11 protein-coding genes are annotated in these 15,699 nt (G+C 71.8%); 7 read left to right on the top strand and 4 right to left on the bottom strand.

The window, feature by feature from the left end; translation table 11 throughout:
* Position 1: 1 nt before the first annotated feature.
* Positions 2-1,027: a LacI family DNA-binding transcriptional regulator gene (locus ABZY13_RS22155; protein WP_356633327.1), complete on the bottom strand. Its 1,026-nt coding sequence runs from the start codon at positions 1,025-1,027 to the stop codon at positions 2-4.
* Positions 1,028-1,342: 315 nt separating this feature from the next.
* Between ABZY13_RS22155 and ABZY13_RS22150 the strand changes: the two genes are divergently transcribed.
* From ABZY13_RS22150 to ABZY13_RS22135, 4 genes are all read left to right on the top strand, one after another.
* Positions 1,343-2,656, top strand: coding sequence for an ABC transporter substrate-binding protein (locus ABZY13_RS22150; protein ID WP_356633325.1), 1,314 nt, complete (start codon positions 1,343-1,345; stop codon positions 2,654-2,656).
* A gap of 118 nt (positions 2,657-2,774) precedes the next feature.
* Entirely contained in the window at positions 2,775-3,752 is a 978-nt protein-coding gene (locus ABZY13_RS22145; protein ID WP_356633323.1) for a sugar ABC transporter permease, read from the top strand.
* Between the two features lie 14 nt (positions 3,753-3,766).
* A complete protein-coding gene (locus tag ABZY13_RS22140) occupies positions 3,767-4,693 on the top strand; it encodes a carbohydrate ABC transporter permease (RefSeq protein ID WP_356633321.1) in 927 nt (308 codons plus the stop codon).
* A 56-nt stretch (positions 4,694-4,749) separates the two neighbouring features.
* The gene (locus ABZY13_RS22135) at positions 4,750-6,195 is read left to right on the top strand and encodes a GH1 family beta-glucosidase (RefSeq protein WP_356633319.1); all 1,446 of its coding nucleotides are present in this window, start codon (positions 4,750-4,752) and stop codon (positions 6,193-6,195) included.
* Between the two features lie 166 nt (positions 6,196-6,361).
* On the opposite strand, the gene ABZY13_RS22130 is transcribed toward ABZY13_RS22135, so the two are convergent.
* The gene (locus ABZY13_RS22130) at positions 6,362-7,351 is read right to left on the bottom strand and encodes a Gfo/Idh/MocA family oxidoreductase (RefSeq protein WP_356633317.1); all 990 of its coding nucleotides are present in this window, start codon (positions 7,349-7,351) and stop codon (positions 6,362-6,364) included.
* A 581-nt stretch (positions 7,352-7,932) separates the two neighbouring features.
* Here ABZY13_RS22130 and ABZY13_RS22125 point away from each other — a divergent pair.
* Positions 7,933-10,695, top strand: a complete 2,763-nt coding sequence (locus ABZY13_RS22125; protein WP_356633315.1) for an AAA family ATPase — start codon at positions 7,933-7,935, stop codon at positions 10,693-10,695.
* A gap of 47 nt (positions 10,696-10,742) precedes the next feature.
* Positions 10,743-11,696 (top strand): ACP S-malonyltransferase, encoded by a 954-nt coding sequence (locus ABZY13_RS22120; protein ID WP_356633313.1) that lies wholly within the window; start codon positions 10,743-10,745, stop codon positions 11,694-11,696.
* 67 nt (positions 11,697-11,763) lie between these two features.
* On the opposite strand, the gene ABZY13_RS22115 is transcribed toward ABZY13_RS22120, so the two are convergent.
* Both ABZY13_RS22115 and ABZY13_RS22110 read right to left on the bottom strand, forming a co-directional pair.
* On the bottom strand, positions 11,764-13,365 hold the full coding sequence (locus ABZY13_RS22115; RefSeq protein ID WP_356633311.1) for a PQQ-binding-like beta-propeller repeat protein: 1,602 nt from the start codon (positions 13,363-13,365) through the stop codon (positions 11,764-11,766).
* Positions 13,366-13,523: 158 nt separating this feature from the next.
* Complete coding sequence (locus ABZY13_RS22110) at positions 13,524-15,194, bottom strand: AMP-binding protein (protein WP_356633309.1); 1,671 nt, start codon at positions 15,192-15,194, stop codon at positions 13,524-13,526.
* Positions 15,195-15,270: 76 nt separating this feature from the next.
* Between ABZY13_RS22110 and ABZY13_RS22105 the strand changes: the two genes are divergently transcribed.
* Positions 15,271-15,561 carry an acyl carrier protein gene (locus tag ABZY13_RS22105; RefSeq protein ID WP_356633307.1) on the top strand — a complete coding sequence of 97 codons (291 nt, stop codon included), beginning with the start codon at positions 15,271-15,273 and terminating at the stop codon, positions 15,559-15,561.
* The last annotated feature ends 138 nt before the right edge of the window (positions 15,562-15,699 follow it).

Raw genomic sequence — 15,699 nt, 5'->3', positions numbered from 1 at the left:
GTCAGGACGACTCCCGCACGACCAGCTCCGTGGGCAGCGTCAGCTGCCGCTGTGCGGCGTCGCCCTCGGTGATCTCGGTGATCTCGGTGAGGAGGATGCGGGCCATGGTGCGTCCGAGTTCCTCGACCGGCTGGCGGACGGTGGTCAGCGGCGGGTCGGTGTGGCGGGCCAGGACGGAGTCCTCGAAGCCGACGACGGCGACGTCGTCCGGCACCCGGCGTCCCTGGCGGCGCAGTTCGGCCAGGGCGGCGACGGCCATCAGGTCGGAGGCGGCGAAGACGGCGTCCAGGTCCGGCACGCGTTCAAGAAGCGAACGCATTGCCCGCCGGCCCCCCTCCTCGGTGAAGTCCGCGACCTCGACGAGCCGTTCGTCGGCCGTGCGGCCCGCCTCCTCGTGCGCGGCGCGCCAGCCGGCGAGCCGGGCGCGGCCGACGTCCATGTCGAGCGCACCGGTGATGGTGGCGACCCGGCTCCTGCCCCGCTCCAGCAGATGGCGCACGGCGGCCGCGGCGCCACCGGCGTTGTCGGAGCCGACGTAGCTCAGCCGTTCCCCCTCGTCACGGCGGCCGGCCAGGACGACGGGCAGGCCCATCTCGTCCAGCAGCCCCGGCAGCCGGTCGTGTTCGTGCACCGACACCAGCAGCACTCCGTCGACCCTGCGGGTGGCGACCGACGCCGTGAGCTGGTCGCGCTCGGACTGGTCGCGCACCAGCATCAGCTGGAGCTGGGTCCGCGTCTCGGCGAGCACCCCGCTGACGCCGCGGATCAGCGCGGCGAAGAACGGCTCCGCGCCGAGCCGGCTCTCCGACTCGGGGATCACCAGCGCGACCGCGTTGGTGCGGTTGGTCACCAGGCCGCGGGCCACCGAGTTGGGGACGTAGTTCAGCTCCTTGATCGCCGCGAGGACCCGGGCCCGCGCGTCCGCGCTGACGAGGTCGGAGCCGTTGATCACGCGGGAGACCGTCGTCCGCCCCACTCCGGCACGGGCGGCGACCGTCTTGATCGTGGGACGGCGGTCCCCTGTCATGTGCTCCTCCCGGCGGCAACCACGACGGTGCCCGTCGCGGACTTGACCAGCGGCAATTGTGGCAGACGCCGGTGCGGCGGACAGCACCGCACCGGGGCCGGGCCGGGGCCCCGAGGCAAACGGCGTCACTCCTTCCGGAAACAAGTCGCTTTCAAGTTATTGACATGACGGCTTGCTTGGCACGAGTCTTCCAACCGCCGGTGGGCACGTTCCCACTCACTGGTGGGCACGTTCCCACCGCAACATATCGCCCCCCGTGCCATCGCGGAATCAGATCACTCCGGTGCGTCAGCGCCGTCGCTAGGAGGAACACACATGGGCACTGTCCCCAGGTCATTGCGTACGAGAGCGGTCGCGCTCCTGGCGGCAGCCAGTGCACTGTCGCTCGTCGCCGGCTGCGGCGGCGACGACGAGTCGGCCACGGGCGGCGGCAAGAAGGACGGCAAGGTCATCATCACCATGGGCATGTTCGGGGTGATGGGCTTCGAGGAGACCGGCCTGCTGGAGCAGTACGAGAAGGAGAACCCGAACGTCGACATCCGGGCCGAGATAGCCGGCGACGAGCAGACGTACTACACGGCGCTGCAGACCCGCCTCGCCGCGGGCAAGGGCCTCAAGGACATCCAGGGCATCGAGATCGGCCGCGCCAAGGAGATCGTCGACACCCAGGCCGCCAAGTTCGTGGACTTCTCCGACGTGGCGGGCACGGACCACTTCCTGCCGTGGAAGCAGTCCCAGATCACCACCGAGGACGGCAAGGTGCTGGGCCTGGGCACGGACATCGGCCCGATGGCCGTCTGTTACCGCAGGGACTACTTCGAGAAGGCCGGACTGCCCACCGACCGCGAAGAGGTCGCCAAGCTGTGGGAGGGCAGCTGGGACAAGTACGTCGAGGTCGGCCGCACCTTCAAGGAGAACTTCAAGGGCGGCGAGGTCGCGTACATGGACGCGGCCAGCGGTCTGTTCAACGCGATGGTCTACGGCTACCCCAAGCAGTACTACAACGCCAAGGGCGACCTGATCTACGACAAGAACCCCGCCGTCGAGGAGGCCTGGAACCTCGCCGCCGACGCGGCCGAGGACGGTCTGTCCGCCAAGCTGCGCCAGTTCCAGCCGGGCTGGGACCCGGGTCTGGCCAACAGCACGTTCGCCACGGCCGTCTGCCCGGCCTGGATGCTCGGTCACATCGGTGAGAAGGCCGGCGAGGCCAACAAGGGCAAGTGGGACGTCGCCAAGGCCCCCAAGGGCGCCAACTGGGGCGGTTCCTTCCTCGGGGTGGTCGAGCAGAGCCCGGTGAAGGAGGAGGCCAAGAAGCTGGTCGCCTGGCTGACCGCGCCGGAGCAGCAGGCCCACATCTTCAAGAAGCAGGGCAGCGTGCCGTCCTCGCAGGAGGCGCTGGAGAGCGCCGAGGTCAAGGACGTCACCCATGAGTACTTCAACAACGCCCCGATCGGCCAGATCTTCGGCGCGGCCGCCCAGGAGATCCCGGACAAGCAGGTCCTCGGCCGCAAGGACGGCGCCATCAAGGACCTCTTCTCGCAGGGTCTGACGCTGATCGAGCAGCAGGGCGCCTCGCGCGACGAGGCGTGGGAGACCACGGCGGAGCGCATCGAGAAGGCGGTCGGCTGACCTCTCGCACCACCGGGGCCCGTCGTCCGACCGACGGGCCCCAAGCCCTCCGGCCCCGCCGCGCTCCGGCGGCGGGCCGGGGCCGGCTCACGCATCCGCATCTCAGGAAGGAAATCCGGTGGCCACCTCCACCACCAAGGCCCCGGCCGGCGAAGGGCGGCACGGACGCCCGTCCCGCAAGCCGGGCGCCGCCGCACTGCTGCACCGGCTGGACGTCAAGGGCGCGCCGTACGCGTTCGTCGCCCCGTTCTTCGTCGTCTTCGCCGCGTTCAGCTTCTACCCCCTCGTCTACACCTCCTGGATCTCCCTGCACCGGGTCGAACTCGCCACTCTGGACGTCATGGAGTGGGTCGGGTTCGACAACTACGTCGAGCTGTGGAACGACTCCCGGTTCTGGAACGCGGTGGGGAACACCATCACCATCGGCGTCATCTCCACGGTTCCCCAGCTGCTGATGGCGCTGGGCCTGGCGCATCTGCTCAACTACCGGATGCGCGGCTCCCTCTTCTTCCGCGTCGCCTCGCTGGTGCCCTACGCCACCTCGGTGGGCGCCGCGGCGCTGGTGTTCACCATGCTCTTCGAGCGCGACTTCGGCATGATCAACTGGGCGCTCGGCACGGTCGGCATGGACCCGGTGAACTGGGAGGCCGACAAGTGGCCCGCCCAGATCGCGATCTCCAGCATCGTCATCTGGCGCTGGACCGGCTACAACGCGCTGCTGTACCTGGCCGCCATGCAGGCCATCCCGGCCGACCGGTACGAGGCCGCCGCCATCGACGGGGCCTCCCGGTGGAAGCAGTTCACCCATGTCACCGTGCCGGGCATTCGCTCGACCATCGTCTTCACCATCGTGCTCTCCACCATCGGCGCGACCCAGCTGTTCGGCGAACCGCTGATCTTCGGCCAGGGCCCCAACGGGATCACCGGCGGCGCGGACAACCAGTACCAGACGCTGGGTCTGCTGCTGTACGAGGAGGGCTGGAAGAACTACCAGATGGGCCGCTCGGCGACGGTCGCCTGGGCCATGTTCCTGCTGCTCGTCCTCGCCTTCGTGGCCCAGCGCCTGATCAAGCGCCTGCGCTCCCGTACGTCCTGACCAGGAGACCCCCAGTGACTTCCGAAAGCCTCCCGGTCCGGACGGACGTCCCGGTCCGGACCCCCGCCCAGCACGCCGCCGCGCACGGCCGGCGCCGCCGGATCCTGCGCCAGGGCGCCGGGCGGCAGCACCACGCGGGCCCGCTCGCCTACATCCTGCTCGGCATCACCGCGCTCCTGTCGATCTTCCCGCTGTACTGGACGATGGTGGCGGCCTCGACCGACAACACCCGCGTCAGCCAGACGCCGCCACCGTTCCTGCCGGGCCCGAACCTGTTCAGCAACCTCGCCCGTGCCTGGGACGAGGCCGCGATGGGCAAGGCCATGGTCAACAGCCTGATCGTGGCCGGCTTCATCGCCCTGTCCACGGTGCTGTTCGCCACGCTCGCCGGGTTCGCCTTCGCCAAGCTGCGGTTCAAGGGCCGCAACGTCCTGCTGATGCTGGTGATCGGCACCATGATGGTGCCGCCGCAGCTCGGCGTCGTACCGCTGTTCATGATGATGTCCGAGCTGGGCTGGTCGCAGGAGCTTCCCGCCGTCATCTTCCCCACGCTGGTGAGCGCGGTCGGCGTGTTCTTCATGCGGCAGTACCTGTCGGAGGCGCTGCCCGACGAACTGGTCGAGGCGGCCCGCGTGGACGGGGCGCACTCGCTGCGGATCTTCTGGAGCATCGTGCTGCCCGTGGCGCGGCCCGCGATGGCCGTGCTGTTCATGATCACGTTCGTGCACGCGTGGAACGACTTCTTCTGGCCGTTCGTGGTGCTCGACATGACCAACCCGACCGTTCCCGTGGCCCTGACGCAGCTGAGCGCCGGCTACATCCGCGACCAGTCCCTGATCATGGCGGGCGCGCTCCTCGGCACGCTGCCGCTGCTGGCGATGTTCATCGTCTTCGGCCGCCAGATCGTCGGCGGCATCATGCAGGGCGCCGTGAAGGGCTGACCGGCCCGCCCCGCTCCTCCCCCACCAGCCTCCCGCCTCTTGTCGAAAGGACATACGTGGTCACCGCAGCACAGCAGCAGACCGCGTCCGCCCCGGACGCCTCCCGCACCTTCCCGAAGGGCTTCCTCTGGGGCACCGCCACCGCCTCCTACCAGATCGAGGGGGCCGCAGCCGAGGACGGCCGCACGCCGTCCATCTGGGACACCTACGCCCGCACCCCGGGCCGGGTCCGCAACGGCGACACCGGCGACATCGCCACCGACCACTACCACCGCTGGCGCGAGGACGTCGCCCTGATGGCCGAACTCGGCGTGGGCGCCTACCGGTTCTCCCTCGCCTGGCCGCGGATCCAGCCCACCGGCCGCGGGCCCGCCGTGCAGCGGGGGCTCGACTTCTACCGGCGGCTGGCCGACGAACTGCTGGAGAAGGGCATCCAGCCCGTCGCCACCCTCTACCACTGGGACCTGCCGCAGGAGCTGGAGGACGCCGGGGGCTGGCCGGAGCGCGCGACCGCCGAGCGGTTCGCGGAGTACGCGGCCATCGCCGCCGACGCCCTCGGCGACCGGGTGCGGACCTGGACCACCCTCAACGAGCCCTGGTGCAGCGCCTTCCTGGGCTACGGCTCCGGTGTGCACGCCCCCGGCCGCACCGACCCGGTCGCCGCGCTGCGCGCCGCCCACCACCTCAACCTGGGTCACGGGCTCGCCGTCCAGGCGCTGCGGGACCGGCTCCCCGCCGACGGCCGGTGCTCGGTCACCCTCAACATCCACCACGTCCGGCCGCTCGCCGAGACCGAGGACGACATCGACGCCGTACGGCGGATCGACGCGCTGGCCAACCGGGTCTTCACCGGCCCGATGCTGCGCGGCGCCTACCCGGAGGACCTGTTCAAGGACACCGCGGGGCTGACCGACTGGTCCTTCGTCCGCGACGGCGACCTGACCGAGATCCGGCAGCCGCTGGACTTCCTCGGCGTCAACTACTACTCCCCCACGCTGGTCTCCAAGGCCGACGGCAGCGGCACGCACACCTCCGACGGGCACGGCCGCAGCGCCCACAGCCCGTGGCCGGGCGCCGACGAGGTCGCCTTCCACCAGCCGCCCGGCGAGACCACCGCCATGGGCTGGGCCATCGACCCGAGCGGCATGCACGAGCTGCTGCGCCGGCTGTCGGCGGACTTCCCCCGGCTGCCGCTGGTCATCACCGAGAACGGCGCCGCGTTCCACGACTACGCCGACCCGGAGGGCAACGTCAACGACCCGGAGCGGATCGCCTATCTGCGCGGCCACATCGCGGCCGTGCACCGGGCCATCGAGGACGGCGTCGACGTGCGCGGCTACTTCCTGTGGTCGCTGCTCGACAACTTCGAGTGGGCGCACGGCTACAGCAAGCGGTTCGGCGCGGTCTACGTGGACTACCCGACCGGCACCCGCATCCCCAAGGCCAGCGCCCACTGGTACTCCCGCGTGGCCCGCACGGGAGTGCTGCCCGCGGCCGAGTGAACCGGACCCGGTGCGGCGCTGCTCCTCCCCGCTCGGCGCCGCACCACGAGCCCGCCCCCGGAGCCCACCGCAATGGGCCCGGGGGCGGGCTCGTTCACGGGCTCCGCCTCCGGCGCGCGGGGCGCGCACCGGGGCACGTACGGGTGTCCCGGCCCGGCGCGCGCGGTCACTCCCCCGGGTAGCGCACCCCGATCCGCTCCCGCACCGCGTCCAGGGTGTCCATCACCGCGAGGGTGCGCGCGTGGGGCCACAGCGGTGATTCCGTCAGCCCTTCGCGCAGGCAGCGCATCACCTCACGTGCCTGGTGCTCGTAGCCGTTGCCTTCCTGCGGTGCGGCGGCGACGGTCTGCGGGTCGTGGCCGTCGCGGTGCAGTACGAAGGAGCGAGGGTTGAAGAACTCGGCCGGGATCTCGATGCGGCCCTCGGTGCCGTAGACGGCCGCCCGGCGCTCGTCGTGGGCGACCATGGAGCAGGACAGCACGGCCATCGCCCCGTCGGCGTAGCCGAGCAGGACGCCGGTCTGCGCGTCGACGCCCTGCGGGGACAGGCTCGCGTGGGCGGTGACGGAGTCGGGCGCGCCGAGGAGCAGATGGGCGAGGGAGACCGGGTAGGTGCCGAGGTCCAGCAGTGCCCCGCCGCCGGCCGCGGGGTCCCACAGCCGGTGCTCCGCGGGCGCGTTCATCCGTCCTCCGAAGGAGGCGTACACGGACCGCACCTCGCCGATCGCGCCGTCCGCGACCAGTTCCGCGATGCGCAGGATGAGGGGGTTGAGGCAGGTCCACATGGCCTCCATCACGAACAGGCCCTGTTCGGCGGCCAGTTCGGTGAGGATGCGGGCCTGGCGGCCGCTGAGCGCGAACGGCTTCTCGCACAGCACCGGCTTGCCCGCCTCCAGGCAGGCACTCGCCGCGGCGACATGGTGGGCGTGCGGGGTGGCGACGTAGACGACGTCGACCTCGGGGTCGGCGGCCAGCTCGCGCCAGCTGCCGTGGGCCCGGGGGATGCCGAACCGCTCGGCGAAGGGGCGGGCGGTGGCGAGTGACCGGGATCCGACGGCGGTGACCCGCGCGTCCGGCAGCCGCAGCAGGTCGTCGGTGAAGGCGGCGGCCATCCCGCCGGTCGCCAGGATCCCCCAGCGGATGGGCTGCTCACTCACGTACGTCTCCTCCTCGGCACGGTCACGGACTGCCTGCGCAGCCTAGTGGGCACGTTCCCACCTGCGTCGAGACGTCCATCATCCGGTCGCCGCGCCCGGCGCTCGACCAGAACTGTGCCGAGATTTGAGGGAATCTCGAATTCCCTTCCCCAGGAATTTCTATTGAATCGCGTCAGCGCCCATCGAACCACGAGTGTGTCCCAAGGTGAACAAATTCCGTCACCCCATCACAACTGCCGAGTAATAAGGAGATTGGGGGTACGCTGCCAGCAGAGTTTCAGCCAATGCCTTCTACCCGCATAGACGCCATTGCGCCTGCTGAATACAGTGGTACGGTGCCACGCTCGCCACCAGGAGGTACCCCGTGAGCAAGAGCAACTTGCGGCGCAATACCTGGGATGCGCGCACCACCTGTACCTGACCCCTGCCGCGTAGCGCTCTCTTCGCCACCCCCCGCTCTCACCCGCACGCCGTTCCGTGAGAGGGCATTTCCCGTAACACACCGTCATAGCTGAGTGATTCTCCACATCCACGTCACGGGGGATTTGGTGTCGGAATTTGATTCGTCCCGCGCACTCGAATTGCTGAAGAGAATCCTGGTCGAGAGTTCCGAGGGCGCCTGCGGCCGGCTGGCCGTGGTGCAGGGCGGACTGACCTGCGGAAAGACCACACTGCTGCACGAGTTCGCGCAGTGCGCGACGGACACGGGCGCGCTGCTGCTGGGCGCCACCGGATCACGGACGGAACGCGGGCTGCAGGCCGGCCTGATCGACCAGCTGTTCCAGAGCCAGGGGCTGCCCGCCGGGAGCATCGACCGCGTACGGGCCATGATCACCTCGGCCATGCTCGTCGAGCAGGACGACGGCGAGCCGCCCCTCCACACGGTCCTGCGGCCCAGCGCCCTGCTGGTCCACGAGGCCTGCCGGGCGATGCTGGAGCTGTCCCGGACCCGTCCGCTGGTCGTCGTGGTCGACGACGTCCAGTTCGCGGACGACGTCTCCCTTCAGCTGCTGCTCTATCTGCTGCGCAGGATGCGCTCCGCGCGGATCGTGATGGTGCTGTCCGAGTGGGACTGGCCGCAGCCGGCACTGTCGCCGCTGCGCGCGGAGCTGACCGGACGCCCGCACCATCTGATCCGGCTGGGGCCGCTGTCCGGTGAGGCGACCTCCCGGATGGTCCGGCAGGCGCTGGACAGGCGGGTCGGCAGCGGGCTCGCCACCGCCTTCCACGACCTGACCGGCGGCAACCCGCTGCTGCTCACCGCCCTGCTGGAGGACCACCGCAACGCCGAGGACGAAGAGCGCGACGGCCGGGACGGGGCGGGCGACGAGGAGTCGCCGGCGGTCGGCTTCGCGTTCGCCCGGGCGGTGGCGGCCTGTCTGCACCGCTGGGAGCCGATGGTGCTGGAGGTCGCGCAGGCGATCGCCGTGCTCGGCGACCGGGCCGATCCGGAGCTGATCGGCCGGCTGATGGAATTGCGCGGCGAGGACGCCGAGCGCGTGATGCACACCCTGGGCCGGGCCGGGCTGCTGCTCGGCGGGCGCTTCCGGCATCCCATGGCGCAGACCGCGGTGCTGGGCACGCTGTCCCCGGGCGGACGCTCCGAGGCGCACAGCCGCGCCGCCGAGCTGCTCCACCAGCGCGGCGCGACGGCGCTGGAGGTGGCGCGCCAGGTGATCGCCGCCGGCCGGGCCGCCGAGGAGTGGACGCTGCCGGTGCTGCGCACCGCCGCCGAACAGGCCCTGGTGGAGGACGACGTCACGCTCGCCGTGCAGTGCCTGGAGACGGCGCTGCGCGCGTCCGGCGACGGGGCGGAGACCCTGGCCGTCACGGCGGCGCTGGCGAGGACGGCCTGGCGGATCAACCCGTCCGTGGCGGCGGCGCACCTGCCTCCGTTGCAGGCGGCGCTCCAGTCCGGCTCGCTGGAGGGGCGCGACGCCGTCACGCTGGTGCGGGGCGCGCTGTGGAGCGGCGACACCGAGGGCGTGACCGCGGCCCTGCGGGCGCTGTCGGACTCCGCGGCCCTGGACGACGCCCAGCTGTACGCCGAGATACGGCTGGCCCACCAGTGGCACTACGGCTCCGACCGGGGCCGGTTCCGGGCGGTGAAGTCGGCGTCGGCGGCGGGCAGCGAGCCGTGGAGCTACGCGGCGAACCAGCTGGCCGCGGCCTGGAACCACAAGGAGAGCCGTACGGCCACCGACTGCGCCGAGCAGATCCTGCAGAGCTGCCGGCTGGAGGACTCGACCCTGGAGGTCGTCGCGTCCGCGGTGCTGGCCCTGCTGTCGGGCAACAAGCTCCAGGAGGCCGCAGCCTGGTGCGACCAGCTGATGGAGGAGGCACAGCTGCGCGGGGCGGTCACCTGGCAGATGCTGCTGGGCGGTCTGCGCGCCCGGGTCACGCTGCGCCGGGGCAAGGCGATGGTCGCCTCCGCTCAGGCCGAGGAGGCGCTGGCGCTGCTGTCCGGGCAGAGCTGGGGCGTTCTGATCGGCTGCCCGCTGGCCACGCTGATCTCGGCGCGGACCGCACTGGGGCAGTACGACGCGGCGGCGGAGGCGGTGCAGCAGCGGGTGCCCGAGGAGATGTACGACACCGTGCACGGGCTGCGCTATCTGCACGCCCGCGGCCACTACTACCTGGCGACCGACCGGCCGCTGGCGGCGATCAGCGACTTCCAGCGCTGCGGGCGGTCGATGCAGGGCTGGGGCCTGGACGTGGCGTCGCTGATCCCGTGGCGCAGCAGCCTGGCGGAGGCGAACCTGCGTCTGGGCCGCACCCGGGTGGCCCGGGACCTGGTCAACCGGCAGCTGGAACAGGCCCGGACGATGGACGACCGGGCCCGGGGCATCTCGCTGCGGGTGCTCGCCGCGAGCAGCGAACTCGGGCAGCGGCCGGCCCTGCTGCGGCAGGCCGTGGAGTGCCTGGAGGGCGCCGGTGACCGGCTCGAACTCTCCGTGACGCTGGAGGAGTTGAGCCAGGTGTACCAGCAGCTGGACGAGTTCGACCGGGCGCGGCTGCTGTCCCGCCGGGCGGCGCAGGAGAGCAAGGCGTGCGCCGCGGGGCCGGCGCCCTCCCGGCCGCGGGCCGCGGGGCGCACGGCGGACCCCGCGCCGCCCGCCGCGGGGCCGGTGCGTCCCCACGCCGAGCCGTCGCGGCTGCCCATGCTCAGCGACGCCCAGCGCCGGGTCGCCGAACTGGCCGCGCTCGGCCACACCAACCAGGAGATAAGCCGGCGGCTCTACATCACCGTCAGCACGGTGGAGCAGCACCTCACCCGGGTGTTCCGCAAGCTCGGCGTCAACAGCCGCAACGACCTGCCGCTGACCCTCAGCGATCTGGCCTGAGCCGGACCCGTTCCCGTCACCCCCGCACAGAGCGAGGAGTCGTACCCATGGATACCCGACCCCGGCCCGGCGCCGCCATCGTCTTCCCCGGCATGGGGCCGTCCTCCTTCGCGGACGTGGCCCGGTTCATGCTGGTCAACCCCCACGCCCGCAAGCTGGTGGCCGAGGCCGACGAGGTGCTCGGCCACTCGCTGGCCGACCGTTACGAGCAGGCCGAGGGCGACTACTCGCCGTACGCGCAGATCGCCTTCGTGGTGAACTGCCTGGCCCTGGCCCGGTGGGCCGGGGAACGGCACGGGATCGAGCCGCAGTACGTGGTCGGGCCGAGCTTCGGCGGCCGGGCGGCGGCCGTCCACGCGGGCGTGCTGAGCTTCCCGGACGCGGTGCGGACGACGGCCCGTCTGGCGGACTGCATGGACGAGTACTTCGCGCGGGAGCATCCGGACCTGGTCACGCACTCGTTCGTGCGCGTGCCGCGGGAGCGGCTGGACGAGATGCTGGCCGAGCTCACGGACCGCGGCGAATGGCACGACGTGTCCTGCCACGTGGACGACGACTTCTTCATGGTGACGCTGTCGGAGAAGTCGCTGGAGCCGTTCCAGCAGCGGGTGCGCTCGGTGGGCGGCCTGTCCCTGTACACGATGAAGCCGCCGATGCACTCGCACGTCTTCGGCGGGCTCCGTGACCGGGTGGAGCGGGAGATCTTCGCCGGGCTGTCGTTCGCCGATCCGGTGCTGCCGGTCGTCGCCGACCAGGACGGCACGGTGCTGACCACCGGCGCCGGGGTGCGGACGATGCTGCTCGACGGCTTCGTCCGGCCGGTGCGCTGGCCCGACGTGGTCGCCTCGCTGCGGGAGGCGGGCGTGGGCCGGCTGTACGTGGCCGGGCAGGACGCCATGTTCACGCGCGTGGGCTGCACCACGCGCGCCTTCGAGGTGGTGCCGTTCACCCCGAGGGCGGCCCTGCAGCCGGCCCGCAGGAGCATGCCGGCGGCCCGCTGACCGCGCCGGGACGGCGCGAAAGGGGCCGGCGTCGGGTGACGCCGGCCCCGCGCATGGTGCGGTGCGCCTACTCGCCGTTCACGGAGAAGGCGTAGAACGTTCCGGTCGTGGTGGAGCCGGTGGTGCCGGCGTAGGCGAACTTCACGTAGCCATTGCCCCAGTAGACGGTGCCGTCGACCACCGCCGGGCCGGCGATGGAGGAGTACGGGCCGAGGAAGTCGAACAGGATGCGGCCGGTCGCGGCGTCGATGCCGTACATCCGGCCGCTGGTGGAGGCGGCGTAGAGCACGCCGCCCGCGACGGTGACCGGGGCCCAGGCGTAGCCGGGTGACGGGTCGGCGATCTGCCAGGCGATCCTTCCGGTGCGGGCGTCGAGCGCGGCGAAGGAACTGCCGGTGGTGGTGGTCCCGTCGGGCAGCCGGTAGGGCTCGCGGCCGAAGTTGCCCTGGGCGAGGTAGACGCGCTTGCCGTCGGTGGCGGTGCCCCAGAGGATGCCGCCGACCTTGCCGCCGGGGCCGGTCGCCGCGCTCCACACCACCTCGCCGGTGAGGGCGTCGAGCAGCCAGTACTCGCCGCTCTTCTGGCCGGCTCCGACGACCGGGCGGCTCGAACCGTCGGCGTCCTTGACGGTGAACAGGTGTGCGCCGTCGCCGAAGTCGTAGTCGGGTCCGACGTGGGCCGGGCAGTTGTTGGGCGGGAAGCCGGGCAGGCAGCCGACGTTCCAGGCGTCGAACCGCGCCCGTCCGCTGGCCCACTTGACGCTGCCGGTGCCCATGTCGAGGGCGAGCACCGAGTCGACGTGGTTGTCGGGGTCCATGCACTCGGCCGGGCTGCCGCCGGCGTTCTGGCAGTCGCCGACGCTCTGCGGGACCTGGTAGTTGTTGCCGGTGGTGAAGTAGACGGTGCGCCGTGCGGCGTCGATCGCCGGGGTGCCCCAGACGGCCGCGCCGCTGTAGCCGCCCGCCCGGCCGCCGTTGTCCGGCACGGTGTGGCGGGTCCACAGCACGCGCCCGGTCCTCGCGTCGACGGCGTTGGCGCTGCCGCGGAAGGTGCAGCAGGGGTAGGCGGGGTCGGCCGCGGCGAGTTCGGACTCCCGCGAGGAGACGCCCTGGTAGATCACGCCGTTGTGGACGACCGGCGACTGGGTGAGCACGGCGAAGGGGTGGCTGTCCAGGCGGGTCTTCCAGCGCAGGTTGCCGGTGGTGGCGCTGACGGCCATCAGGACGGCCTGGGAGTAGTCGCCGATGTAGACGGTGTCGCCGACGACGGCCGGGCTGGAGCGGGAGACCGAGCCGGCGTCGCCGGTGTAGTCGGACACCGGACGGGACCAGATTCTCCTGCCGGTGCGCGCGTCGACCTTGTGCAGGTGACCGCCCCAGTCGGGGAAGTAGGCGGCGCCGCCCACGACGGCGGCGGTGGCGGACACGTCCCCGTGCGTGGTGTAGGTCCACTTGACCGCGAGCTTGCTCGCGTTGGTCGTGTTGACCTTGTACTCCAGTGGATTGGAGCGGGTGTTGGCCACGTCGTGTCCGGCCATCGGCCAGCTCGGCGCGGTGCCGGTGGCGCCGGCCGGCTGCACGCCGGGCAGGACGGCGGCGGTCAGCACCAGCAGGGACGACAGCACCAGCCGGCGGACGCGGCGGGTGTGTCTGCGGAGAAGGTGATGCACTGCATCGATCCCTTCGGTCGGTGGTTGTTCGACTGCCGTCGCCCGGTGCGGCGCGGGCGAGGCCCCTCGGTCGGCGCCGGCAGGGCGACACGATCGGCGAAGATCGTCCTGGCCGGAAAGTAGCGGCGCCGGTGGCCCGGGACAGCCCCTACGGCCCCCTACCGGGGCTGCTGCCGTCGTGGCGCGCCCGCCGAGGGGCCGTGCCGTCCGAGCAGTTCGGCGGCCAGTGCGGTGAGCCGCAGCCGGTCGGTCTTCTTGTTGGTGTTCAGCGGCCACTCCTCGAGGCGGTGGTAGTGCCTCGGGATCATCTGCTGCGGCAGCGTCCGGGCGAGTCCGCCGGCCAGTTCCCGCGGGGAGGTGTGCTGTCCCAGGTAGAACACGAAGAGTTCGGTGCTGTGGTCCACCGGCACCCCGACGACGACCGCGTCCTGCACGGTGGGGCAGCCGCGCAGGGCGTGTTCGACCTCGGCGAGTTCCACCCGGTGGCCCTGCACCTGCACCTGGGCGTCGACCCGGCCGAGGTAGACCAGTTCGCCGCCCCCGGTGCGGCGCACCCGGTCTCCGGTGCGGTACCAGAGCCGGGAGTCCCGGCGCAGGTACCTGCCCTCGCCGTCGGCGGGGTCGAGATAGCCCGCGCACACCTGCGGTCCGGACAGCCACAGCTCGCCCTCGGTCCCGGCGGGCTCGCCGTCCTCGTCCAGGAGCAGTTCCTCGTGGCCGTCGTGGAGGCGGCCGAGGGGCACCACTCCGTTCACGCCGAGCGCGGGCGACGACTCGGGCGACCAGCGGTGCCGGTGGGTGGTGATGGTCGTCTCGGTCGGCCCGTAGACGTTGATGACGGCGGAGCCGGGCGCGGCGCGCTGCCAGTCGTCCGCGTCGCGGCACTGCAGGGCCTCCCCGCCGAAGAAGGTCCACCGCAGCGACGGCATCGCGGCGGGGGCCAGTCCACCGGTGCGGCGGGCGAGCGCGATGACGCTCGGCGCGGAGAACCAGACGGTGATCCCGTGCCGCGCGACGAAGGCGGGCAGGTCGCGGTAGGCGTGCGGCGGGACCGACACCAGCGGCGCCCCGACGGCCCAGGCGCACCACAGGTCGGAGACGGCCGAGTCCCAGTTGAGGTTGGCGGCCTGGGAGAAGACGTCCGCGGCGGTGAAGTCGTACCAGGCGTCCATGAGGCCGAAGTAGTGGGCGAGGTTGCCGTGGGTGAGCCGCACGCCCTTGGGGCGGCCGGTGGATCCCGAGGTGAACAGCACATAGGCGACCCGGTCGGCCGGCACGGGCCTCGGCCCGGCCAGGGCCTCGTGCGGCTTCGGCTCCAGCCGGTGGAAGCCGGCCGGCAGGCCGGTCACCGGTTCCGCGGCGGACACGGCCGTCCGTGATTCGCGCATCGCGTCGAGTACGGCCGTCCCGGCCGGCGGTTCCGGGGCGAGTACGGCCAGGTCCCGCTGCCCGACGGGCAGTTGGGCCAGGCCGGGCAGGAGCGCGGCGCCCTCCTCGTCCACGATCAGCGCGGACACGTCGGCGGCCTCCAGCATCCGCCCGGTCCGCTCCGCCGGGAAGTCGGTCAGCAGCGGCGCCACCGGCACGCCGGCGTAGACGCACGCCAGGATGCCGACGTACGCCCGCACCCCGCGCCCGGCGAGCACACCCACCGCGGCGGGGGGTCCGCCGGGCGCGGCGAGCAGCGCGCCCGCCCACGACAGCGCCGTCGTGTGCGCCTGTTCGTAGGTCACCGTCTCCTCACCCACGCGGACCGCCACGCCGTGGGGCGAGGCGGCCAGTCCGCGCAGAAAGCGAGCGTGCAGCGCGACGTCCGCCGGCCCGTCCATCCCGTTTCCCTTCCGTTCGTTCGGCCGGAAATACCCGCCGTTGACAATGTCCGGACACCGGCTTCATCATTTCCGCATGTCTGAAGAAATCATCACCGAAAACATCGGCGGCACTTCCGGCCGGAACGAGATGTTCGAGGCTCTCCTGCGCCGTTTCCTGCCTTTTCTGCCCGCCGACGAACCCCTTGCCGAGGACGCCCCCCTGCGCGACCTCGGCCTGGACTCCATGGGTGTCGTGGAGCTGCTCGCCGCCCTGGAGAGGGCCTTTGACGTGCGATTCAGGGACGACGCGCTGAGCCTGGAGAACTTCGCGAGCCCGGGGAGGCTGCGCCACACCCTGGACCGGATGAGGGAGCTGCCCGCCTGAAAGGAATTCGGGCGCAGGGCCCGGAGAAGCGAATGAGCGGCGAATCGGCGCCACCGCTCTCCGGGCATTCCGAACGCCCTCTCCACGACTGGCCCCGCCACGCCCCGCGGAAATCCGTGATACCTGATCGATGCAATG

The sequence above is a fragment of the Streptomyces sp. NPDC006610 genome, from assembly GCF_040611575.1.
Classification (GTDB): Bacteria; Actinomycetota; Actinomycetes; order Streptomycetales; family Streptomycetaceae; genus Streptomyces.
This window is presented reverse-complemented; position numbering and strand designations above follow the sequence as displayed.